Raw genomic sequence first — 20,744 nt, forward strand, 5'->3', positions numbered from 1 at the left:
GATCCACGCATTGTGTCGGTCTTGCAACACTGCGCGTGCCCCGCGCGTGCCGTCAGGCCAGGCCGGCCTCCCGCATCTGCCGCAGCTCCTTCTTCATCTCGGAGACCTCGTCGCGCAGCCGGGCCGCGATCTCGAACTGGAGGTCCGCGGCGGCGGCACGCATGCGTGCGGTCATCTCCTCGATCTGCTCCGCCAGCTCGGCCGCCGGGCGGTCGGTGACGGCGGTCTCCTTGGCCTTGCCCTTGGCGGCCTTGCCGCCCTTGGTCCCGGCCGCCGCCTTGCCGAGGGCGGGCACGGGCGCCTTGGCCCCCTTGCCGTCCTTGCCCTGGCCGCGGTACCCGGACCCGAGCAACTGCTCGGTGTCGATGTCCTCGCGGGCGATCTGCGCGACGATGTCGTTGATCTTCTTGCGGAGCGGCTGCGGGTCGATGCCGTGGGCCTTGTTGTAGGCGACCTGCTTCTCCCGGCGGCGGTTGGTCTCGTCGATGGCCTTCGCCATCGCCGGGGTGATCTTGTCGGCGTACATGTGGACCTGGCCGGAGACGTTGCGCGCCGCGCGGCCGATGGTCTGGATCAGGGAGGTCCCGGAGCGCAGGAAGCCCTCCTTGTCGGCGTCGAGGATCGCCACCAGGGAGACCTCGGGCAGGTCGAGGCCCTCACGGAGGAGGTTGATGCCGACCAGGACGTCGTAGTCGCCGGTGCGCAGCTCGCGCAGCAGCTCGACGCGGCGCAGGGTGTCGACGTCGCTGTGCAGGTAGCGGACCTGGATGCCCAGTTCCAGGAAGTAGTCGGTGAGGTCCTCGGCCATCTTCTTGGTGAGCGTGGTGACCAGGACGCGCTCGTCCTTCTCGGTGCGCTTGCGGATCTCGTGCACCAGGTCGTCGATCTGGCCCTCGGTGGGCTTGACCACGACCTCGGGGTCGACCAGGCCCGTGGGGCGGATGATCTGCTCGACGACGCCGTCCGAGCGGGACAGCTCGTACTGCCCGGGGGTGGCCGACAGATAGACGGTCTGCCCGATGCGCTCCTGGAACTCCTCCCACTTCAGCGGGCGGTTGTCCAGCGCGGAGGGCAGCCGGAAGCCGTGGTCGACCAGGGTGCGCTTGCGGGAGGCGTCGCCCTCGTACATGGCGCCGATCTGCGGCACGGTGACGTGCGACTCGTCGATGACCAGGAGGAAGTCGTCCGGGAAGTAGTCGAGCAGGGTGTTCGGCGGGGAGCCGGGCAGGCGGCCGTCGAAGTGCATCGAGTAGTTCTCCACGCCCGAGCAGGTGCCGATCTGGCGGAGCATCTCGATGTCGTACGTGGTACGCATCCGCAGGCGCTGGGCCTCCAGGAGCTTGCCCTGCTTCTCCAGCTCGGCGAGGCGGTCGACCAGCTCCTTCTCGATGTCGTTGACGGCCCGCTCCATGCGCTCGGGGCCGGCGACGTAGTGGGAGGCCGGGAAGACGTAGAGGTGGTCGTCGTCGCTGATGATCTCGCCGGTGACGGGGTGGAGGGTGGAGAGGGCCTCGATCTCGTCGCCGAACATCTCGATGCGGACGGCGAGCTCCTCGTAGACCGGGAAGATCTCGATGGTGTCGCCGCGGACCCGGAAGGTGCCGCGGGTGAACGCCAGGTCGTTGCGCGTGTACTGGATGTCCACGAAGCGGCGCAGCAGCTCGTCGCGGTCGATCTCGTCGCCGACCCGGAGCGGGACCATGCGGTCCACGTACTCCTGGGGCGTACCGAGACCGTAGATGCAGGAGACCGAGGCGACCACGACGACGTCACGGCGGGTGAGCAGCGAGTTGGTCGCGGAGTGGCGCAGCCGCTCGACCTCCTCGTTGATCGAGGAGTCCTTCTCGATGTAGGTGTCCGACTGCGGGACGTACGCCTCGGGCTGGTAGTAGTCGTAGTACGAGACGAAGTACTCGACGGCGTTGTTCGGCAGCAGCTCGCGGAACTCGTTCGCCAACTGGGCGGCCAGGGTCTTGTTCGGTGCCATCACCAGGGTGGGGCGCTGGAGCTTCTCGATCATCCACGCGGTGGTGGCGGACTTGCCGGTGCCGGTGGCGCCGAGCAGGACGACGTCCTTCTCGCCTGCTTCGATGCGCCGGGCGAGGTCGGCGATGGCCGTCGGCTGGTCGCCGCTCGGCTGGTAGGGGCTGACGACCTCGAAGGGCGCCACCGTGCGTTCAATGTGGGAAACGGGCCGCATGCCATCCACCGTACGACCCCCCACTGACAACGGGCCGGGGTCAGCGGTTCTGCGGGGTGCGGGAGCGGGCCCGCACCAGGGTGCGGTGGGTCCCCGGCGGGTACGGGTGGCGGACCTGGTGGGTGATCGCGGGGCGGGCGGTGGCGCCCGGTCGGGGCTCGGCGCGGCGGGCGGCGGGCCGGCCCATGATCAGCAGCGGGTCGGACATGACGACGACGCCCGTGAGGACGAGGAAGGCGAGCGGGCCCACGAGCATGGGCGCGAGCAGCGCGGCCGGCGGCTCCCCCGCGACCGGTCCGGCGGTGTCGTGCAGGTGGACGTCGAGCGCGGCCATGCCCGTGTAGTGCATACCGGCCACGGCGAGCCCCATGACCAGGCTCGCGCCCACGCTCCACAGGAGGCCGCGCACCTGCCCGGCGGCCCACAGGGCGGCGGTGGCCGCGGCCATCGCTATGACGACGGACACACCCACGGTGACGGTGTTGTACCGCAGGTCGCCGTCGAGGCGCAGACCGGCCATGCCCAGGTAGTGCATCGAGGCGATGCCGAGTCCGGTGATGGTGCCGCCGGTGAACAGGGCCGTGCCCCTGGCGCCCCGGTAGCCGACGATGAAGATCCCCACGCCCACCATGACGATGGCGATGGCCAGGCTCGCGAAGGTCAGCGGCTTGTCGTAGCGGATCGGCGTGCCCTCGACCGCAAACCCCATCATGGCGATGAAGTGCATGGTCCAGACGCCCGAGCCGATCGCCGCGGACCCGAGCGCCAGCCAGCCCGGCCGCCAGGAGCGGGCCAGCAGTACCGACCTGGTGGTGCAGCGCAGCCCGAGGGCGCCGCCCAGACAGGCCATGAGGTAGGCCACCAGGGGTGTGACGAGTCCGTAGCTGAATCCGTCGACCGTGCCTTGCATGCGCGGCTGCCTTTCCGCCCTCTTGTGTCCCTGGATCCCCCGGTACGCGCCCCTCCCAGAACCGCCCGAGCGATCAGGGTCGAGAGCAGAAAGTATGACTCCCACCGGAATGGTCGAACGATTCTCCGACAAAGAATCACCGATCTGCCCCAGTTGTGCGCCCCCGGTGTGCGGAGTTGAGAGTCCCCCGTCTGTCTGCGTCGATTCCACACCCGGTCGTTCTTGACGCTCTGCTGTCACAGTTGAACTGTCCGTGATCGGTCGACGCGAGGAGTACGTATGCACGCGCGCGCAGTTGTCGCCACGACCACCGCGCTCCTGGGCGCCGCCGCCCTGCTGGGTCCGGCCTCGGCGGCCCGGGCCCACGACGGGGAGCGACCGGCCGTCATCGCCCACCGGGGCGCTTCGGCGTACGCCCCGGAGAACACCCTGCCCGCCGTCGACAAGGCGGCCGAGCTGGGCATCCACTGGGTGGAGAACGACGTCCAGCGCACCAGGGACGGCGAGCTGGTCGTCGTCCACGACGACACCCTGCGGCGGACGACCGACGCCGAGGAGGTCTTCCCGGACCGGGCGCCGTGGAAGGTGAAGGACTTCACCGCCGCCGAGATCGCCCGCCTGGACGCCGGGAGCTGGTTCGGTCCCTCCTGGGCGGGCACGCGCGTGCCGACGTTGAAGGAGTACGTGCACCGGATCGAGCGGCACCGTCAGAAGCTGCTGCTGGAGATCAAGAGCCCGGAGCTGTATCCCGGCATCGAACGCGACACGCTCAAGGTGCTCGGCAACGAGGGCTGGCTGGACCGGCGGCACCTGTCCGACCGGCTGGTGGTGCAGAGCTTCGACGCGGACAGCGTGCGGACCGTGCACGAGCTGAAGCCGGCCGTGAAGACCGGGCTCCTGGGCACGCCGCCGATGTCGCGCCTGCCCGCCTACGCCGGGTTCGCCGATCAGATCAACGTCTCCTACGCGTCGCTCTCGGTGGGCTACGTGTCCGCCGTCCATGCCTTCACCGGGCCGCACGGCAAGCCGCTGGAGATCTTCACCTGGACGGTCGACGACGCGGTCGGCGCCCGGCGGGCCGCCGGGTACGGCGTGGACGGCATCATCACCAACAAGCCGGACGTGGTCCGGGCGGCGACGCTCGGCGAGAACGCCGCCGCCCGGTAGTGAGCGGGCGGGGCGCGGTGCAGGGCCGCGCCGCCGGGAGAAGAGCGGGCAGGCGCGGTCCGGGGCCGCGCCGCCGGGAAATGAGCGGGCGGGCGCGGTCCGGGGCCGCTCGTGCGGCGTTGTCAGTGGGGGGCCGTACGGTGGGGCGCATGGACAGCCATGGGCAGTACGAGCAGCGAGTCGGGTGGACGGTCGTCGCCACCGGCATCGGTCCGCTGCTGCTGGCCGCGACCCGCGACGGCCTGGTCAACGTCGTGTTCCACGCCTCCGGACCGGTGCGGGACCGGGCCCTGGAGCGGCTCGCCTCCCGGCTGGGCACCGAGCCCGTCGAGGCGCCCGGCTCCCCGCTGCTGGCGGAGGCGATACGGCAGGTCGACGCGTACTTCGCCGGGGAGCGGCGGGACTTCGACCTGCCGCTGGACTGGTCGCTGATCTCCGGCTTCAACCGTGCGGTGCTGCGGAAGCTGGCGGCCGAGGTGCCCTACGGTTCGGTCGTCGGCTACGGCGACCTCGCCGGGCGGGCGGGCCAGCCGGGCGCGGCCCAGGCGGTGGGGGTGGCGATGGGTGCCAATCCGCTGCCCGTGGTGGTGCCGTGCCACCGGGTCGTGGAGAGCGACGGCGGCATCGGCGGGTTCGGGGGCGGACTGGAGACCAAGCGGAAGCTGCTCGCCCTGGAGGGCGTGCTGCCCGAGCCGCTGTTCTGATCCGCTGGGTGCCTCCGGCCGTGTCCCGGGCGTCAGTCGTAGTGCCGGGCCTCGAAGACGTTGCCGTCCGGATCGGTGAAGTAGAAGGCACGTCTGGCCATGCCCCGGGCGCCGTAGGAGTCGTGGACGAGCTCCGACACGGGGACTCCCTGCTCCTCCAGGCGGCCGCGCAGGGCCTCGAAGGCGTCGGCGGGCAGTGACAGGCAGACGTGGTTGACGGGGTGGCCGGCGCTCTCCGCGGCGCCGGGCAGCATCCTCATGCGCTCCGCCAGAGTGAGCGGCGCCAGGTCGAAGATGGTCTCCTCGTTGAGCCGTACGGAGGGGAACGCCACGGTGCCCGCCGCGAACTCGGTGAGCCTGAGCGGCTCCATGCCCAGGGCCTTCTCGTAGAAGCCGGCCGCGGCGATCGGATCGCGCACCCAGAGGACGACGTGGTCGAGACGTGCCGTGTTGTCCGTCATGGTCACCAGGCTGGTGCCGTGCTCCGCGTGCCGCAAGGGTTTGGTCCGGTGCGGCGGCCGCCAGGGATGAAGGAGAACCGACGGACAGGAGGCATACCCGTGGTGCTGGTGGTGTCGGAAGAGGTGCGGGAGGCGCTCGCCTCGCGTCGGCCCGTGGTGGCCCTGGAGTCCACGATCATCGCGCACGGGCTGCCCCGCCCGCGCAACCTCCAGGTGGCACGGGAGCTGGAGCAGGCGGTACGGCGGGAGGGGGCCGTTCCGGCGACGATCGCCGTGCTGGACGGCCGGCCCCGGGTCGGGCTGGACGAGGAGCAGTTGGAGCGGATCGCCGATGCGGACGGCGTGCGCAAGCTGGGGCACCGGGACCTGCCGCTCGCGGTGGCCTCGGGCGCGATCGGGGCGACCACGGTGTCGGCGACCGCCCTGCTGGCGGCCCGCGCGGGCATCCGGGTGTTCGCCACCGGCGGGCTCGGCGGGGTGCACCGGGAGTGGACGGCGACCCAGGACGAGTCCGCCGACCTCGGTCTGCTGGCGCGGACCAGGATCACCGTGGTGTGCGCCGGGGTGAAGTCGATCCTGGACGTGCCGGCGACCTTGCAGCGGTTGGAGACGCTGGGCGTCGCCGTGGCCGGGTACGGCACGGACCGGTTCCCCGGCTTCTACCTGTCCGACTCGGGACATCCGGTGGACTGGACGCTGCGCACGCCCGAGCAGGTGGCCGAGGTGATGCGGGCTCAGGACGCGCTCGGGGCGCCGGAGTCGGCGCTGGTCGTCGCCAACCCCGTACCCGAGGAGGAGCAGCTCGACCCGGAGCTGCACGCGCGCGTACTGGCCGACGCGCTGCACGCGTGCGCGCGGGAGGGCGTCACCGGTCAGGCGGTCACCCCGTTCCTGCTGGACCACCTGGTGCGGCACACCGACGGGGCCTCACTGAACGCCAACCTGGCAGCGGTGCGCGGCAACGTACGACTGGCGGCGCGGGTGGCGACCGCCTGGGCCCGGGGGTGACGGCGGGGGCGCACGGTGCGCTGCTGGTCGTCGGTGACGTCGTCACGGACATCGTGGCCCGGCATCGCGGACCGCTGGCCGCCGGGACGGACACGGCCGCGTCGATCCGGAAGCTGCCGGGCGGGGCGGGTGCCAATGTGGCGTGCTGGGCGGCGCACCGGGGCTGCGGTGACGTACGGCTGGTCGGACGGGTCGGTAGGGACGCGGCGGCCTGGCACGAGCGGGAGCTGCTGGCGGCCGGGGTGCGGCCCCGTCTGGTCGTGGACGAGGAGACGCCGACGGGGACGGTGATCTGCCTGGTCGACTCGGAGGCGGCGGCCGAGCGGACGTTCCTGACGGACAGCGGGGCGTCGCTGCGGCTGGGGCCCGGTGACTGGTCGGACGCGTTGCTCGACGGCGTGGCCCGGCTGCATCTGTCGGGGTACCTCCTGTTCTCCGCGTCCGGCCGGGCGCTGGTGGCGGTCGCCCTGGAGGCGGCACGCGCGCGTGGGGTGCCGGTGAGTCTGGATCCGGCGTCGGCCGGGTTCCTGACGGAGCTGGGCGCGGACCGCTTCCTGGCGCTCGTCGAGGGTGTCGACGTCCTGCTGCCCAGCCGTGCCGAGGCATGCCTGCTCACCGGGCTGACCGACGCGGCCGGCGCGGCGGCGGCACTGAGCCGGCGACTGCCGCTGGTGGTCGCCAAGCAGGGAGCGGACGGCGCGCTGGTGGCGCGCGGCGGTTCCGTGTGCGCCCGGGTGCCCGCCGTACCGGCGGTTCCCCGGGACACCACGGGCGCCGGTGACGCCTTCACCGGCGCGTTCCTCGCCGCCCTGCTGGCCGGCGCCGCACCGGAGGAGGCGACCGCGGAGGGATGCCGGGCGGGCGCGCTGGTGGTGCAGCGGCCGGGCGGCAGGCCGCCCGGGGCGGGGGTGGGACCGGGGCGGGACAAGGGGGATTCTGTTTCGCGGGCGCGAGGGGGCCCGTGACCCGAATCGGCCGTGGCCGCGGCTACCGGCTCCGTGATCTGAGTCGTCTGCGGCAGCGGCGACCGGCTCACTGACCTGGTCGGCCGTGACCGCGGCGACCGGCTCCGTGCCTCGGGTCACCGGGCGGTGCGGTGGCGGGGGCGGAGGCGGTGCTGTGGTGCGGGGCCGTCCTCCCGGTCCGTCGCTTACGCCTTGCGGCCCCAGGCCGAGATCATCGGGGCCGTGGCCAGGTCCATGGAGCCGGACGCGACGTTGGCGAGGTGGCGGTCGATGTCCTGGTCGGTGGCGAGTCCGGCCCGGACGAGCTGGTCGCGGACCTGGCGGATCGTGGCGGTCTCCAGGGCGGCGCAGGCGGGCGAGGTCACCGGGAAGTGGGCGTCCGCCTCCACGCGGTGCAATCCGGCCTCCCGCAGCAGGCGCGGCAGTTGGCGGCCGTGGGCCACGTCGGCGCCCCGACGGGTGGTGAGTTGGCGGAAGGCGTACCGCAGGCGGTTCGCCAACTGCTGTTCGGGGCCGTGCTCGTCGGGGCAGAGCAGCGGCTGGAGCGCGAGGTCGGCGTCCTCGACCAGCAGCCGCCCACCGGGACGCAGGGACTCGACCATCGACCGCAGCGCCCGCTCCCGTTCCGGTACCCGGACCACGACGAGGCGGGCGTGCACGAGGTCGAAACCCTCCCCCGGCGGCTCCTGTGTGGTCACGTCATGTCTGCGCACCTCCACCGGTGGGCGGGCGACCGGGGCGAGCCGCGCGGTGTCGAGGTCCGTCGCGACGACCTTTCCGGTGGGCCCCACCTTCTTGGCCAGCCACGAGATCACCGAGGTGCCGCCGGGCCCGACCTCCCAGCAGCGCCAGCCGGGGCCGACGCCGAGGGCCGCGAGGTGCCGGAACGTGGTGGGGTCGTACAGGGCGGCGAAGGCGTCGAGGCGCTCCGCCGGCTCGGTCCGCCGATTGTCGAGAAGATCTCCGTCGGTTCGCGTCATGCACCGATCATCCCAGTTGCCCGGCTTGTCCGAAGTGGTCGACGCTCCGAAGCGAGGTCCCGCACGGCCTCTCGCCGGCCGCCCGCGCCCACTCCCCCATCGGCTGCCGACGGCTGTCCACAGCCGGGAACAAAACGGAATCCGCCGTACCCACAGGCCCGCACACGACCTGCCCGAAGCTGGCAAACTGGCGCGCCAGGGCGCAGAAAGCGCGGCGCGAGGGGATCAACGCGAGGAGATCCACATGTCCATGGCAGGGAATCTGCGGAAGGTCACGAGCCTCGGCAGGGCGAGCGGCCTCCGCAGAGTCGCGAGGCTGGCCCGGCGGCGCCCGCGCGTCGACCTGAGCCATCCCGCGCGTTCCCCGCTGGGCTCCTCGGTGGTGAACTGCGTGACGTACCGGGACGGTGTCCGCACGCCGGAGGGCGGTGATCTGGTCGACGCCGTGCAGCGGGTGCGCAAGCGCGGTGACGGCTTCGTCTGGCTGGGTCTGCACGAGCCGACGAAGGAGGAGTTCACGGACATCGCCGAGCTGTTCGATCTGCACCCGCTGGCGGTCGAGGACGCCGTCGAGGCCCACCAGCGCCCGAAGCTGGAGCCGTACGGCGACACGCTCTTCGCCGTGTTCAAGACGGTCTGCTATGTGGAGCACGAGGAGCTGACCGCCACCAGCGAGGTGGTGAACACCGGTGAGATCATGGCCTTCGTCGGCGAGGACTTCCTGGTGACCGTACGGCACGGGCGGCACGGCTCGCTGGGTCCGCTGCGGGAGGAGCTGGAGTCCGAGCCGGAACAGCTCGCCAAGGGACCGTCGGCGGTGCTGCACGCGATCGCGGACCATGTGGTCGACGACTTCCTGACCGTCATCGACGAAGCGCAGAGCGACATCGACCAGGTGGAGACGGCCGTCTTCGCGGAGGACGGCGCGCGGGTCGACCCGGGGCGGATCTACCAGCTCAAGCGTGAACTGCTGGAGCTGAAACGGGCGGTGGTGCCGCTCGGCCGGCCGCTGGAGGAGCTGGCCACCCGGCCGATCCGGGCGGTCGCCCCGGAGATACGGGCCTACTTCCGTGATGTCTCCGACCACCTGCTGCGGGCCACGGAGCAGATCGCCGCCTTCGACGAACTGCTCAACTCCATCCTCCAGGCACACCTGGCGCAGGTCACCGTCGCGCAGAACGAGGACATGCGGAAGATCACCGCCTGGGCGGCGATCGTGGCCGTGCCGACCATGGTCTGCGGGGTGTACGGCATGAACTTCGAGCACATGCCCGAGCTGGCGTGGCAGTACGGATACCCCCTGGTCCTCGGCGTGATATCCGTCGCCTGCGTGGTGCTGTACCGGGGTTTCCGGCGCAACGGCTGGCTGTAGGCGACCGGGGGCGGTGGGGCGGTCAGCCGTTCCAGGCGGGATGCCGTGGGTCGTCGGCACGCACCAGGACGTCCGCGGTGCCGGCGGGGTCGGTCTCGTCCGTGTAGCGCTCGAAGGCAGGCAGCGTCCACTGCTCGGCCTCGGGGGTGCGGCGGCGCAGGGCGCCCGGGGTGAGGAGGAAGTGGACGCTCAGGTCGAAGGGGAACCAGTGGCGCAGGAGAAGGGGGCCGTGCAGGAGCAGGAAGCCGCCGGGCGGCAGGGTCGTGTAGGGGCTGCGGGTGGCGCGGTCGGTGACGGGGTCCCACAGGTCGGGCAGGACGCGTCCGTCGCCGCCCGGTTCGAGGGGGCCGAAGACCTCGCGCCACAGGGCGCCGGTGTCGTACCAGCCGTCGTAGTAGGCGTCGAGGTCCTGGTGCCCGTACTGCAACCGGACCGAGGCCGGGCGCAGGAAGCCCGCCGTGCCGACGACCAGGGAGGGGCGGCCGAGGACACGGAGCGTCTCGGCGACGCGCTCGGCCAGGTCGCCGGGGCGGGCGGCGGGGGCTCCGTCGAAGGCGATGCGCGGCCAGGGGCTGCCGTCGGCCGGCTTGAGGTCGAGCAGTCGCTCGGCGAGCCGGTCGCCGAGCCGGTCCCAGGTGATCGCTTCCCATCGCACAGGGCCATGATGCGCCAGGCACCGGCCCGGCGGGTCGGGCACCCTCCGCGACGGGAGCGTGTGGTGTGAGGGGAGGGAGTGGCGGGGTCGGCGGTGCGGATGGCGGCAGTTGACGAAGGACGGGAGTCGACGGGAGATGATCGAGGGGCTGTACTTCGGGTCGGCGGTGCCGGTGGTGATGGGGTTCCTGTGGGCCGGGCAGGCGGGCCTCCGCCGCTCTGCGGGGTGGGCGGGCCGAACGTATCGTGGCTGGAGGAGGGCCGCCGACGGCGCACGGCCTGCCACCCTCGCACGCAAGGAAGACGGCCATGGCCGACCCCAAGGGATTCCTGACCACTCCCCGCGAGGACTGGCCGCGCAGGCCGGTCGAGGAGCGGGTCCGCGACTGGCGGGAGGTGGCTGTCCCCGGGGCGCTGCTGCCGATCATCGGCGGACAGGCCGCCCGCTGTATGGACTGCGGGGTTCCGTTCTGCCACGAGGCGTGTCCGCTGGGGAACCTGATCCCCGAGTGGAACGAACTGGTCGCCCGGGACGACTGGCGCCGGGCGAGCGACCGGCTGCACGCCACGAACAACTTCCCGGAGTTCACGGGCCGGCTGTGTCCGGCGCCGTGCGAGGCGGGCTGTGTGCTGGCGATCAACCAGCCGGCGGTCACCATCAAGAACGTCGAGTGCGCCATCGCCGACCGGGCGTGGGAGGAGGGGTACACCGCACCGCGCCCGCCGGAGCGGCTGTCGGGCAGGACGGTGGCGGTGATCGGGTCGGGGCCCGCGGGGCTCGCCGCGGCGCAGCAGCTCACCCGGGCGGGGCACACGGTCGCCGTGTACGAGAGGGACGACCGGATAGGCGGGCTGCTGCGGTACGGCATCCCCGAGTTCAAGATGGAGAAGCGCCATCTGGATCGGCGCATCAAGCAGATGCGGGCCGAGGGGACGAGGTTCCGTCCCGCCACGGCGGTCGGCCGGGACATCGACGCCGGGGAGCTGCGGAGCCGATACGACGCCGTGGTGATCGCCACGGGGGCGACGGCGTGGCGGGAACTGGAGGTGCCGGGACGGGAGTTGGCCGGGGTCCACCAGGCGATGGAGTATCTGCCGCTGGCCAACCGGGTGCGCGAGGGAGACCTGGAGGCGTCCCCGCTGAGCGCCGCCGGGCGGCACGTGGTCATCGTGGGCGGCGGGGACACGGGGGCGGACTGTCTGGGCACGGCGGTGCGGGAGGGTGCCGCGTCGGTCACCCAGTTGGACATCTACGCGCAGCCGGGCACGGCGCGTGACGAGGAGGGCGAGCCCTGGCCGACGTATCCGAGGGTGTACCGGCTGTCGGCGGCGCACGAGGAGGCGCGTGATCTGCGGTCCGCGCCGGCGGCGGACGCGGACGCGCGGCTGTTCGCGGCGTCCACGCTCCGTCTGACCGGTGACGCGGCGGGGCATGTGCGGTCGCTGCACCTGACCGGTGTGGACGCCCGGCGCCGTCCGCTGCCGGGCACCGAGCGGACGCTCCCCGCCGATCTGGTGCTGCTGGCCCTCGGTTTCTCGGGGCCGGACCGGGCGGACGGGCTGGCCGATCAGTTGGGGGTGGAGCTGGAGCCGCGTGGCACGATCGCGCGGGACGCGGGGTTCGCGACGAACGTGCCCGGTGTGTTCGCCGCCGGGGACGCGGCGCGCGGGCAGTCGCTCATCGTGTGGGCGATCGCGGAGGGGCGTGCGGTGGCGGCGGCCGTCGACGCCCATCTGACCGGCGTCCCCTCACCCCTGCCGGCGCCGATCGGACCGTACGACCGCCCGATGACGGTCTGAGCCGGATGACGAGGACCGGGCCGGATCGGACGGTCCCCGGAAGCGGCGCCGCACCCCGCTGAGCCCGCGGCACCGCACGCCCCCGGCCGGCGGGAGCCGTCCAGGGGGCCGCACACCCGCCCCCGCCGTCCCCGCCGCCCCCGGCCGTCACGGCTTGCGGGCCACCGCCCCGTACCCCGGGATGACCCCGTCGTCCTGTCCGGGGACCGGCTCGCCCAGTTCGGGGTGCCACCGGTGGGGGACCTCGATGCCGGGCTCGATCAGTTCCAGTCCGTCGAAGAAGCGGGCGAACTCGTCCCGGGAGCGCAGGGCCAGCGTGACCCCGGCGGCCTTGAGCTTGGCGGTGGCCGCCCGCGACTCCTCCGGCGTGAAGTCGGCGGTCGCGTGGGTGACCACCAGGTGACTGCCGGAGGGCAGCGCGGCCAGCAGCCGGCGCACCAGGTCGTGCGCGCCGTCCTCGTCGGAGACGAAGTGCAGCAGGGCGACGAGGGACAGCGCCACCGGCCTGCCGAGGTCCAGGACCTTACTGGCGCCCTCCAGGATGGCGTCCGGCTCGCGCACGTCGGCCTGGAGGTACTCGGTGGCCCCCTCGGGCGTGCCGCGCAGCAGGGCCGCCGCGTGGGCCAGCACGATGGGGTCGTTGTCGCAGTAGACGACGCGGGCGTCGGGCGCGATCTCCTGGGCGACCTGGTGCAGGTTGGGCTCGGTGGGTATGCCCGTACCGATGTCCAGGAACTGCCGCACGCCCTGCCCGGCCAGCCAGCGCGTGGCCCGCTGCATGAACGCGCGGTTGACCCGGGCCATCACCGGCACCCTCGGGTCGAGGGCGAGCATCTGCCGGCCCATCTCCTCGTCGACGGGGTAGTTGTCCTTGCCGCCGAGGTACCAGTCGTACATCCGTGCGGGATGGGGCCTGGTCGTGTCGATCTCGACGGGGTGCTGTCCGGTCATGACGGACTCCAGAGGGCTAAGTCTGTGCTGCGGTAGGTGAACGGGTTCATGTCGGTGCCGATGCGGAAGAGGCCGACAGGGAAGGGGAGTGACAGGGGCAAAGGGCGTAAAAAGCAAGCCGTGCGCAGGGGTCAGGAGAGCAGGAAGTCCGCCTCTCCCGCCTTGGCCCCTTGAATGAAGGCCGTCATCTCGTCGGAGGTGTAGATCAGCGCGGGCCCGTCGGGGTCGGTGGACTGCCGGACGGCGATCCGGCCGTCGGCGAGTTTCATCGCCTCCAGGCAGTTGCCGCCGTTGCCGCCGCTCCACGGCTTGTGCCAGCCCTCGCTGCCCAGCTCACGCGCGGGCATGCCGTTGTAGATCCGCTCGCTGCGGATCCGCGGCTTGGGCTGGGACGTGATGCGATCCATTCACAGCTCCTTGCGGAGATCCCGGAGGATCTCCTTCGTGCGATGTGCCGTAGCGGCTTGCGCCGCCATGCGGTCCATGACCTCGAGGTGGGTCGCCACCTCGGAGCGCGCGTCCAGGTAGACGGCGCCGGTCAGGTACTCGCTGTAGACCATGTCCGGGAGTTCCGGCACGGCGAATCGGAACAGCACGAAGGGCCCGTACGTGCCGGGGTGCGGCCCGTTGGCGAACGGGACGACCTGCAGCGTGACGTTGGGCAGCTTCGTGGCTTCGAGCAGTCTGTCGATCTGGGCCCGCATCACCTCCGGACCGCCGACCGGGCGGCGCAGCACGGTCTCGTCCATGACCACCCACAGCCGGGGGGCGTCCTTGCGGGTGAGGAGTTCCTGGCGCTGCATGCGCAGGGCGACGTGCCGCTCGATGTCGTCGGGGCGGGTCTGGCCGATGGCGCCGGACTCCAGCACCCCGCGGGCGTAGTCCTCGGTCTGGAGCAGCCCGGGGACGAAGTGCGGTTCGTAGGAGCGGATGAGGGACGCGGCCCCCTCCAGGCTGACGTACATGGAGAACCAGCCCGGCAGGATGTCGTGGAACCGCTGCCACCAGCCGGGTTTGTTGGCCTCCTCGGCCAACTGGACGAACGCCTCGGCCTCCTCGTCGGAGACGCCGTACGCCTTGAGCAGCAACTGGAGGTAGGGGATCTTCAGCCCGACCTCGGCCATCTCCATGCGGCGGACGGTGGCGGGGGCGACGCGGAGGATGCGGGCCGCTTCCTCGCGCTTCATCCCGGCGCGTTCCCGCAGGTCCAGCAGGCGCCGGCCGAGGACGACCTGGCCGACCGTCGGCGCGGACCGCGGTTCGCTCACCGTTCCACCTCCAAGAAGAGCCCTCTGTCGCGTACGGCGGCCGTGGCGCCGCCGGGCCGGCCGCGACCGTGCGCGGACAGCCCGGCGGCGCCATTCGAAGACGTTTTCGAAGGTCGGCGCAGACCTCCGCCGCCCTGAACTGGCGCCGCTCGACATGCCGTTGCGAGCAGTGTGCCACGTCAGTCCAAAGCGTCACACCGCACTCTGCAATTTTCAGAGTGACACTTGCCAAGTGTTCACGGCGGGGCGATAGTGGCAAGCGTGATTCCGTCCGCGCCTTTAGGAACAGACGCCGCCACGGGCCGCCCCGGCCTCGGCGCCGCTACGGAAGCCGCCCCCGCCAAGGCCGCTGCCGAGCGCAGGTTCCGCTTCGAGCTGGCCGCCCACCCGGGTTCTCCCGCCCAGGCCAGACGTCTGACCCGCGCCCGGCTGACCAACTGGGCGGTGTGCGAGGACACCTGCGACACGGCCGCCCTGGTCGTCTCCGAGCTGGTCACCAACGCCGTCGTGCACACCGCGAGCAGACACATAGTGTGCGAGCTGCGGGACGGCGCCGACCTGGTGCGCATAGCCGTGCGCGACGAGGGCTGCGCGCCCGGCCAGCCGCATCCGTCGTCCCGGGACCAGCCCGAGGAGGAGCACGGGAGGGGACTGCTGCTCGTCGACGCCCTGTGCCACTCCTGGGGCGCGCAGGAGCACGGCCCCGGCCTGCTGGTCTGGGCCGAGCTGCCACGCCGGGCCGACGGACCGCAGGACACCGACGGATCGCAGGACACCGACGGAGCGCAGGACACCGACGGAGCGCAGGACACCGGCGAGCCGTACGTCGCCGACGAGCCGTACGTCGCCGGCGAGCCGCACGGCGACCTGGGCTGGGGGGCACGGCCCAAGCGGGTCCCTGCCGGGGACGGCCCGGGCGACGGTGCGGGCAACGGCCCGGGCAAGGGTTCCGGCGACCGCCCCGGGGAAGACTCCGGCGGCGAGAACCGGTCGCGGTCCGCGCGGCATGACCAGCCGCGCGGGCAGACACAGCAGACACGACAGGCACGCCACATGACGGGGGACGCATGGCTGTGAGGGCAGTGTCCGGTGCCCGGGTACTGAACCTGGACACGATGGTCCGGCTGCAACGGGGGGTGCGGGCCGCGGCGACACCGCGCCGGCTCGCCGTACCGGACGGCATGAGCGCCCCGCTGGGCTGCGACGCGGTGGCGGTGCCCGCGCTGCTCGGCCAGCAGGTGCTCCCCCGGCTGCCGCGCGTGGGGTGCGTCTACGCCGACGAGGCGCACTGGTGGTGGATCGTGCCCTCGGACTCCGACTACGCCATGGAGTGGCCCGCCCCGGCGCGGTACGCCACGGGCGCGGTGGTGCCCGACTCCCCCGAGGCGCCCGGCCTGATCCACCGGCCGGACGGTACGGTTCCGTACACCCCGCCGATCCCCCTCTATCTGGCGCTGTGCCGGCTGACGGGCACCACGCCGACCTGGTCGCGCCCGATCAGCGCGTAGCCCGCGGCACCGCCGGGCCGTACGGCTCAGGCGACGGCGTCGGAGGCGTCGCCGCCACCGCGGACGATCACCAGGAACATGTCGGTCGCGAGATCCATCACGACCTCCGCGGGCAGGCCCTCGGCACGCCGCGCGTGAGCGAACTCCTCCGCCGGCCAGGACCCGCGTGGGCCTCCGGCCGGGAAGCGTTCGAGCACCGTTCGCCCGTTCACCCTGCACCTCCGTCTTTGTCGCGCTCATAGAGTTAAACGCCAACGATGGGGTGAACGGCGTACGAAGTGACGGTACTGAGATCTAGTTGGCACTCGTTCACCGCAAAGGGTGAGCACCATCGCGGCCTTCCGGCCGTTTCGGTCGTTTTGCGCGCCGGACGCGCGCCGTCAGTCCTCGTACTCGTCGTGGTAGCGGACGCCCTCGCTGCCCGCGGGCGCCCCGAGAGCCGACGCGCGTCCCTTCGGTTCCTCCCACGCCTCCTGCCGGCCGAGGGCGGTCAGATCCAGCAGGCTGGTGGTCGAGCCGAGGCAGTCCAGGCCGCGCTCGTACGTCGAGTAGGTGTGGAAGACGCGGTCGCGGTCCCGCAGGAAACAGCTCAGGCCGGGTCGTTCGATCAGGTGCCCCTCGTGTTCGAGGGTCACCTCGAAGTCGGCGTTGAAGTCGCTGACGTACGACGAGTACCAGGGCACCGTCCAGCCCATCCGCGCCTTGAACGGCAGGATCTTCTGGTACGGGGCCCGGGAGACGGCCGCGAACGCCGTGCCGCGCGCCCTGAGGTGGGCCAGGTGCCCGATCTGGTCCAGGAACGCCGAGCAGCTCCGGCAGCCGGCCTCCCACTCGGGGGCGAACATGAAGTGGTAGACGACGAGCTGCTGCCGCCCCTCGAACAGGTCGGGCAGGGACGCCTTCCCGTCGCCGCCCTCGAAGACGTACTCCTTGTCGATCTCCACCATCGGCAGCCCGCGCCGCTCCGCGTTGAGCGCGTCACGCGCGCGCGTGGCCGCCTTCTCCTTGACCAGCAGGGCCTGCCGTGCCGCGCGCCACTCCTCGCGCGAGACGACCTCGGGAAGGGACATGGGGCTCCTCCTGTGCAGCGGTCCGTCGGGGTGGTGACCGCCGGCGGGAGCGGAACTCATCGCCGATCCGAGGTTTTCTTTCCGGACCACCACTGAGGAGGCGCGTTCCGCTGAAGGGACGCGCCTCCGCGTTCACGGGTCTCAGGTGTCGTACGTCTGGACGCGCCGGCCGTGTCCGCGGTCGGTCAGGGCGGGCAGCCGCCGCTCCAGTTCGGCCACGGTCCCGGGGACGTCGAGGGTGAGCAGCTCCCGGTCCCGCATCAGGACCCGGCCCTCGACGATCGTCGTGCGCACGTCGGAGGAGCGGGCGCTGTGCACCAGGGTGGCGGCCAGGTCGTGCACGGGCCGGGTGTGCGGTCCGGTGAGGTCGACGAGGATCAGGTCGGCCCGCCGCCCCGGCGCGATGCTGCCGACCGTCCCGCCCAGCCCCACCGCGCGGGCGCTCTGCAGCGTGGCGTGGTGCAGTGCCTGGCGGGCGGTGAGCCAGCGGGGGTCGCCCTCGGTGGACTTCTGGATCAGGGCGGTCAGCGCCATCGACTCCCACACGTCCAGGGAGTTGTTGGAGGCGGCGCCGTCCGTGGCCAGTCCCACGGGTACGCCGATCTCGCGCAGCGCGCGCACCGGCGTGGTGGTGGGCCAGGCGAACTTCAGATAGCCCCGGGGCGCGGTGGCGACGGCGACCCGGCCGACCGCCCGGGCCAGCACCGGCAGGTCGCGCTCGGTGATGCCGGTGCCGTGCGCGATGAGCACGTCGGCGCCGAGGATGCCGGTGCGGTCCAGGACCTCGATCGGGGTGACGCCGTGCCGGGCGAGGCTGGCGTCGGTCTGGTCGCGGTTCTCGGCGGCGTGCAGGTGCACGGGCAGTCCGTGCGCGCGGGCCAGTCCGGCGGTGGCGGCGAGGTCGGCGTCGGTGACGGTGTAGGGGGCGTGCGGGGCGAGGGCGGTGGTGATCCGGCCGCCGGCCGCACCCCGGTGCGCCAGCGCGAACTCCAGGGAGCGCTGCCGTCCCCGTGCGCCCTGCGAGGAGAAGTACGCCTCGCCCAGCAGCGCCCGCATCCCGCACTCGGCCACGACGGCGGCGACCGCGTCCATGGCGAAGTAGTGGTCGGCGAAGCAGGTCACGCCGGCCCGGATCATCTCGGCGCAGGCCAGCCGGGCGCCGAGCGTCACGTCCCGTTCGGTCAGGTTGGCCTCGACGGGCCAGACGACCTCGTTGAACCACTCCTCGGTGGGCAGGTCCTCGGCGAGCCCGCGCAGGGCGGCCATCGGGGCGTGCGTGTGGCAGTTGATCAGGCCGGGGAGGGCGACCTGGCCGCGGGCGTCGATCCGCTCGGCGGCGGCGAGGCCGGTCACGGCGTCGGCGGAGGTGACGGCGTCGATGCGGCCACCGCGGACGACGACGGCCGCGTCCTGCCGGAAACCGATCCGCTCCTCCTCGTCGTGGACGAGCACGGCACATCCGGTCACGACGAGGTCGGCGGCGTCTGCGACGGGCGTCATGGGGTCAACGTACGACGCCGGGGCGGGGCGCGGGAGGGCCGGGCCGGGCCGTACCGCGCGCGGGTCCGCCCCGGCGCCCGTACCGGGACGCGGGACCAGGACGTGGGGGCCCAGAACGCGGGCCGGGACGCGATAGGACGTGTACCCGGGACGTGCGCCGGGACGCGGGACCAGGACGTGTACCCGGGACGCGGGACCAGGACGTGTACCCGGGACCGGGGCGTCACCCGGCGAGTGGCAGGTCCGGGAGGCGTACTGCCGCGCGGTCGGATCGGTCGGCCAGCCGGTCGCGCAGCTCGGCGAGCCGTTCGAGGTGCTCGGGGGTGAGGCGGCCGGTGTGGTCGAGGTGTACGGCGCAGGCGGTGGTGGTGTCGACGAGCCGTTCGAGGGTGGCGGCGATCTCGTCGGCGCCCTCGGCGTGCCGGGCGAGGGCGGGGAGCTCCGCGGTGGCCAGGGCGATGGCGGCGCGGGCCTCGGCGAGCGTGCGGTACGCCTCGCGGCGCAGGGTCCAGCGGGTGGCGCGGTCCGTGGAGCCGCTGAGCACATGGGCGAGGTAGGCGTGCGCGGCGTCGCCCGCCGCGGTGAGCCGGGCGCGGACGCCGCCGCCACGCTGCCCCGGCACCGGCAGATGGCCGACGACCAGCACGATCGCGCAGGCCAGCAGGGTCTCGCCGATACGGCCGACGGACGCCTGGGGTTCGCCGCCGACCATGACGAGGGCGAGGACGAGCACGGTGACGACGGCCGTCTGCGCGGCGAAGTGCCGGGCGGCTACGGGGATCAGCGCACCGGCGAGGACGACGAGCGCGACCAGCCCCTCCGGACGGGGCAGCACGGCGGCGAACGCGGCGAAGACCAGCGCGCCGAGGACCGTACCGGCGGCCCGGCACAGCACCCGGGAGGCGAGCGGCCCGAGGTCGGGCTTGACCAGGAAGACGGCGGTCGCGGGCAGCCAGTACCAGTGCTGGTGCTGCCCGTACCACTGGGTGTGGTGCAGCGCCTGGGCGACGGCCGCGCCGGCCCCGAAGCAGAGGCCGACGCGCAGCCCGTACTCCCGCCCGGCGGCGCCGATCACGGTACGCGCCACGGAACGCGGTGACCGCCTGCGGGTGTGCAGGTCACCGCCCTCGCCGCCGTCGAACGCCTCGGCGGCCCGCAACAGGGCGTCGTCCAGGGCGCGCAGCCCCGGCGCGGACCGGGCCGGGGCGGGCAGCGGGCCGGTGTGGTTCGCGCCGCGCACGGCGGCGGCGAGGCGGCGGGGGCCCTCCGCCGCGCGCGCGGGGACGGGTTCCCCGGCCCAGGCCAGCGCGGTCGCGGCCTCGGCGAGCGGCAGCGCGGCGGCGTACTGCGCGTGCAGCCGGCGCTCGGCCGCCGAGGAGGCGTAACGGCGCAGCCGGGGGCCCGCGAGCGCGTCCTGCGCCTGGTCGAGCGCGGCGGTGAGCGCGGCGCGGCGGGCGACGGCGTGCCGGGTGCCGGTGGCGTCGAGGAGCGCGGCCACCGCGTCGTACACCTCGGCGACGGCCGCGCGTTCCCCGTCGAAGCGGAAGTCGCCGGTCAGCCGGCCGGGCGTGGGCAGCGCCAGCCGCAGCGCGAGCAGCCAGCCCGCTCCGGCGAGGAACGCCAGGGTGCGCGACCACCCGGTGTCCGGCAGCGGCATCCCGGCCCCCACGGCGGCGGTGACCAGCACCTGGGTGCCCACCCCGGACGCCACCGGCCCGACGGCGCTGACGGCGCCGGCGAGGAGTCCCAGGACGGTCAGTACGAGGGTCAGGGCGACGGCGCCGAGGTGCTCCCCGGCGTAGGTGCCGGTCAGCAGTCCGGCCGCCCCGGCGAGCGCGGGCACGCCGATGCGGCGCACGGAGGCCCGCCGGCTGCCCGGCCGGTCGTTGATCCCGGCCAGCATGGCGGCGATCACGGCGACGACGCCCAGGGAGACGTGTCCGGCCGCCAGGGCGGCGATCAGCAGCGGTCCTCCCGCCAGCGCCCCGCGGGTGACCGCGCTCCAGGGCACGGGACCGCGCTGGGCCCGCAGGGCATGGGCGAGCCACGGCGGAAGCGCGAGGGGGGTGGCGGGACGAACGCGGTGGGTCACAGTACGGGGGCTCCTGTCGTCCGGTCGAGGGCGGGGGCGAGCCTTCGGGCGACGGTGGCCGGGCTGGGTGGGTACCTTCCACGGTACGGGGTGTTCTTGTGGAGGAGGATACGATTCCGTTTCGGGCATGTGAC

General features: G+C 73.0%; 20 protein-coding genes. 8 read left to right on the forward strand and 12 right to left on the reverse strand.

The window, feature by feature from the left end; translation table 11 throughout:
* Positions 1 to 52: 52 nt before the first annotated feature.
* Both uvrB and IE316_RS32415 read right to left on the reverse strand, forming a co-directional pair.
* Positions 53 to 2,200 (reverse strand): excinuclease ABC subunit UvrB, encoded by a 2,148-nt coding sequence (uvrB, locus tag IE316_RS32410; protein ID WP_190208122.1) that lies wholly within the window; start codon positions 2,198 to 2,200, stop codon positions 53 to 55.
* Between the two features lie 40 nt (positions 2,201 to 2,240).
* The gene (locus tag IE316_RS32415) at positions 2,241 to 3,110 is read right to left on the reverse strand and encodes an MHYT domain-containing protein (RefSeq protein ID WP_190208123.1); all 870 of its coding nucleotides are present in this window, start codon (positions 3,108 to 3,110) and stop codon (positions 2,241 to 2,243) included.
* 279 nt (positions 3,111 to 3,389) lie between these two features.
* On the opposite strand from IE316_RS32415, the gene IE316_RS32420 reads away from it, so the two are divergent.
* Both IE316_RS32420 and IE316_RS32425 read left to right on the forward strand, forming a co-directional pair.
* Positions 3,390 to 4,277 carry a glycerophosphodiester phosphodiesterase gene (locus IE316_RS32420; protein ID WP_190208124.1) on the forward strand — a complete coding sequence of 296 codons (888 nt, stop codon included), beginning with the start codon at positions 3,390 to 3,392 and terminating at the stop codon, positions 4,275 to 4,277.
* Between the two features lie 149 nt (positions 4,278 to 4,426).
* A complete protein-coding gene (locus IE316_RS32425; RefSeq protein ID WP_190208125.1) occupies positions 4,427 to 4,981 on the forward strand; it encodes a methylated-DNA--[protein]-cysteine S-methyltransferase in 555 nt (184 codons plus the stop codon).
* Between the two features lie 32 nt (positions 4,982 to 5,013).
* Here IE316_RS32425 and IE316_RS32430 read toward each other — a convergent pair whose 3' ends face one another.
* Positions 5,014 to 5,442 carry a VOC family protein gene (locus tag IE316_RS32430; RefSeq protein WP_190208126.1) on the reverse strand — a complete coding sequence of 143 codons (429 nt, stop codon included), beginning with the start codon at positions 5,440 to 5,442 and terminating at the stop codon, positions 5,014 to 5,016.
* Positions 5,443 to 5,541: 99 nt separating this feature from the next.
* Here IE316_RS32430 and IE316_RS32435 point away from each other — a divergent pair, with 99 nt between their 5' ends.
* Both IE316_RS32435 and IE316_RS32440 read left to right on the forward strand, forming a co-directional pair.
* Positions 5,542 to 6,450 (forward strand): pseudouridine-5'-phosphate glycosidase, encoded by a 909-nt coding sequence (locus tag IE316_RS32435; protein WP_190208127.1) that lies wholly within the window; start codon positions 5,542 to 5,544, stop codon positions 6,448 to 6,450.
* Complete coding sequence (locus tag IE316_RS32440) at positions 6,447 to 7,415, forward strand: carbohydrate kinase family protein (protein WP_229910642.1); 969 nt, start codon at positions 6,447 to 6,449, stop codon at positions 7,413 to 7,415. The genes IE316_RS32435 and IE316_RS32440 overlap by 4 nt, the downstream gene beginning before the upstream one ends.
* Before the next feature lie 185 nt (positions 7,416 to 7,600).
* Here IE316_RS32440 and IE316_RS32445 read toward each other — a convergent pair whose 3' ends face one another.
* Complete coding sequence (locus IE316_RS32445; protein WP_190208128.1) at positions 7,601 to 8,395, reverse strand: methyltransferase domain-containing protein; 795 nt, start codon at positions 8,393 to 8,395, stop codon at positions 7,601 to 7,603.
* A 244-nt stretch (positions 8,396 to 8,639) separates the two neighbouring features.
* Here IE316_RS32445 and IE316_RS32450 point away from each other — a divergent pair, with 244 nt between their 5' ends.
* Positions 8,640 to 9,767, forward strand: a complete 1,128-nt coding sequence (locus IE316_RS32450; protein ID WP_190208129.1) for a magnesium and cobalt transport protein CorA — start codon at positions 8,640 to 8,642, stop codon at positions 9,765 to 9,767.
* Positions 9,768 to 9,789: 22 nt separating this feature from the next.
* On the opposite strand, the gene IE316_RS32455 is transcribed toward IE316_RS32450, so the two are convergent.
* Positions 9,790 to 10,422, reverse strand: a complete 633-nt coding sequence (locus IE316_RS32455; RefSeq protein ID WP_190208130.1) for a nucleoside/nucleotide kinase family protein — start codon at positions 10,420 to 10,422, stop codon at positions 9,790 to 9,792.
* A gap of 308 nt (positions 10,423 to 10,730) precedes the next feature.
* Here IE316_RS32455 and IE316_RS32460 point away from each other — a divergent pair, with 308 nt between their 5' ends.
* Complete coding sequence (locus tag IE316_RS32460) at positions 10,731 to 12,221, forward strand: glutamate synthase subunit beta (RefSeq protein ID WP_190208131.1); 1,491 nt, start codon at positions 10,731 to 10,733, stop codon at positions 12,219 to 12,221.
* 147 nt (positions 12,222 to 12,368) lie between these two features.
* Here the strand turns inward: IE316_RS32460 and IE316_RS32465 are convergent, their stop codons facing one another.
* The 3 genes from IE316_RS32465 to IE316_RS32475 all read right to left on the reverse strand — a co-directional run bounded on the left by IE316_RS32465 (position 12,369) and on the right by IE316_RS32475 (position 14,440).
* Complete coding sequence (locus IE316_RS32465; protein ID WP_190208132.1) at positions 12,369 to 13,172, reverse strand: SAM-dependent methyltransferase; 804 nt, start codon at positions 13,170 to 13,172, stop codon at positions 12,369 to 12,371.
* A 131-nt stretch (positions 13,173 to 13,303) separates the two neighbouring features.
* A complete protein-coding gene (locus IE316_RS32470) occupies positions 13,304 to 13,579 on the reverse strand; it encodes a DUF397 domain-containing protein (protein ID WP_190208133.1) in 276 nt (91 codons plus the stop codon).
* On the reverse strand, positions 13,580 to 14,440 hold the full coding sequence (locus IE316_RS32475; RefSeq protein WP_190208134.1) for a Sco1979 family transcriptional regulator: 861 nt from the start codon (positions 14,438 to 14,440) through the stop codon (positions 13,580 to 13,582).
* Between the two features lie 261 nt (positions 14,441 to 14,701).
* Between IE316_RS32475 and IE316_RS32480 the strand changes: the two genes are divergently transcribed.
* Positions 14,702 to 15,517, forward strand: coding sequence for an ATP-binding protein (locus IE316_RS32480; RefSeq protein WP_373311378.1), 816 nt, complete (start codon positions 14,702 to 14,704; stop codon positions 15,515 to 15,517).
* Positions 15,508 to 15,948 carry a hypothetical protein gene (locus IE316_RS32485; protein WP_190208136.1) on the forward strand — a complete coding sequence of 147 codons (441 nt, stop codon included), beginning with the start codon at positions 15,508 to 15,510 and terminating at the stop codon, positions 15,946 to 15,948. The genes IE316_RS32480 and IE316_RS32485 overlap by 10 nt, the downstream gene beginning before the upstream one ends.
* A gap of 26 nt (positions 15,949 to 15,974) precedes the next feature.
* Here the strand turns inward: IE316_RS32485 and IE316_RS32490 are convergent, their stop codons facing one another.
* The 4 genes from IE316_RS32490 to IE316_RS32505 all read right to left on the reverse strand — a co-directional run bounded on the left by IE316_RS32490 (position 15,975) and on the right by IE316_RS32505 (position 20,610).
* Positions 15,975 to 16,160: a DUF8839 family protein gene (locus IE316_RS32490; protein ID WP_190208137.1), complete on the reverse strand. Its 186-nt coding sequence runs from the start codon at positions 16,158 to 16,160 to the stop codon at positions 15,975 to 15,977.
* A 168-nt stretch (positions 16,161 to 16,328) separates the two neighbouring features.
* Positions 16,329 to 17,018, reverse strand: a complete 690-nt coding sequence (locus tag IE316_RS32495) for a DUF899 domain-containing protein (RefSeq protein ID WP_190208138.1) — start codon at positions 17,016 to 17,018, stop codon at positions 16,329 to 16,331.
* 141 nt (positions 17,019 to 17,159) lie between these two features.
* A complete protein-coding gene (locus IE316_RS32500) occupies positions 17,160 to 18,518 on the reverse strand; it encodes an amidohydrolase (RefSeq protein ID WP_190208139.1) in 1,359 nt (452 codons plus the stop codon).
* A gap of 223 nt (positions 18,519 to 18,741) precedes the next feature.
* Positions 18,742 to 20,610 (reverse strand): FUSC family protein, encoded by a 1,869-nt coding sequence (locus IE316_RS32505; RefSeq protein WP_229910643.1) that lies wholly within the window; start codon positions 20,608 to 20,610, stop codon positions 18,742 to 18,744.
* Positions 20,611 to 20,744: the final 134 nt, after the last annotated feature.

The organism is Streptomyces fumanus (genome assembly GCF_014655295.1).
GTDB lineage: Bacteria > Actinomycetota > Actinomycetes > Streptomycetales > Streptomycetaceae > Streptomyces > Streptomyces fumanus.

Coding starts and splice junctions, on each gene's coding strand:
- uvrB (WP_190208122.1), bottom strand. CDS start 2,200: ATGCGGCCCGTTTCCCACATTGAACGCACGGTGGCGCCCTTCGAGGTC.
- IE316_RS32415 (WP_190208123.1), bottom strand. CDS start 3,110: ATGCAAGGCACGGTCGACGGATTCAGCTACGGACTCGTCACACCCCTG.
- IE316_RS32420 (WP_190208124.1), top strand. CDS start 3,390: ATGCACGCGCGCGCAGTTGTCGCCACGACCACCGCGCTCCTGGGCGCC.
- IE316_RS32425 (WP_190208125.1), top strand. CDS start 4,427: ATGGACAGCCATGGGCAGTACGAGCAGCGAGTCGGGTGGACGGTCGTC.
- IE316_RS32430 (WP_190208126.1), bottom strand. CDS start 5,442: ATGACGGACAACACGGCACGTCTCGACCACGTCGTCCTCTGGGTGCGC.
- IE316_RS32445 (WP_190208128.1), bottom strand. CDS start 8,395: ATGACGCGAACCGACGGAGATCTTCTCGACAATCGGCGGACCGAGCCG.
- IE316_RS32450 (WP_190208129.1), top strand. CDS start 8,640: ATGTCCATGGCAGGGAATCTGCGGAAGGTCACGAGCCTCGGCAGGGCG.
- IE316_RS32460 (WP_190208131.1), top strand. CDS start 10,731: ATGGCCGACCCCAAGGGATTCCTGACCACTCCCCGCGAGGACTGGCCG.
- IE316_RS32465 (WP_190208132.1), bottom strand. CDS start 13,172: ATGACCGGACAGCACCCCGTCGAGATCGACACGACCAGGCCCCATCCC.
- IE316_RS32470 (WP_190208133.1), bottom strand. CDS start 13,579: ATGGATCGCATCACGTCCCAGCCCAAGCCGCGGATCCGCAGCGAGCGG.
- IE316_RS32485 (WP_190208136.1), top strand. CDS start 15,508: ATGGCTGTGAGGGCAGTGTCCGGTGCCCGGGTACTGAACCTGGACACG.
- IE316_RS32495 (WP_190208138.1), bottom strand. CDS start 17,018: ATGTCCCTTCCCGAGGTCGTCTCGCGCGAGGAGTGGCGCGCGGCACGG.
- IE316_RS32500 (WP_190208139.1), bottom strand. CDS start 18,518: ATGACGCCCGTCGCAGACGCCGCCGACCTCGTCGTGACCGGATGTGCC.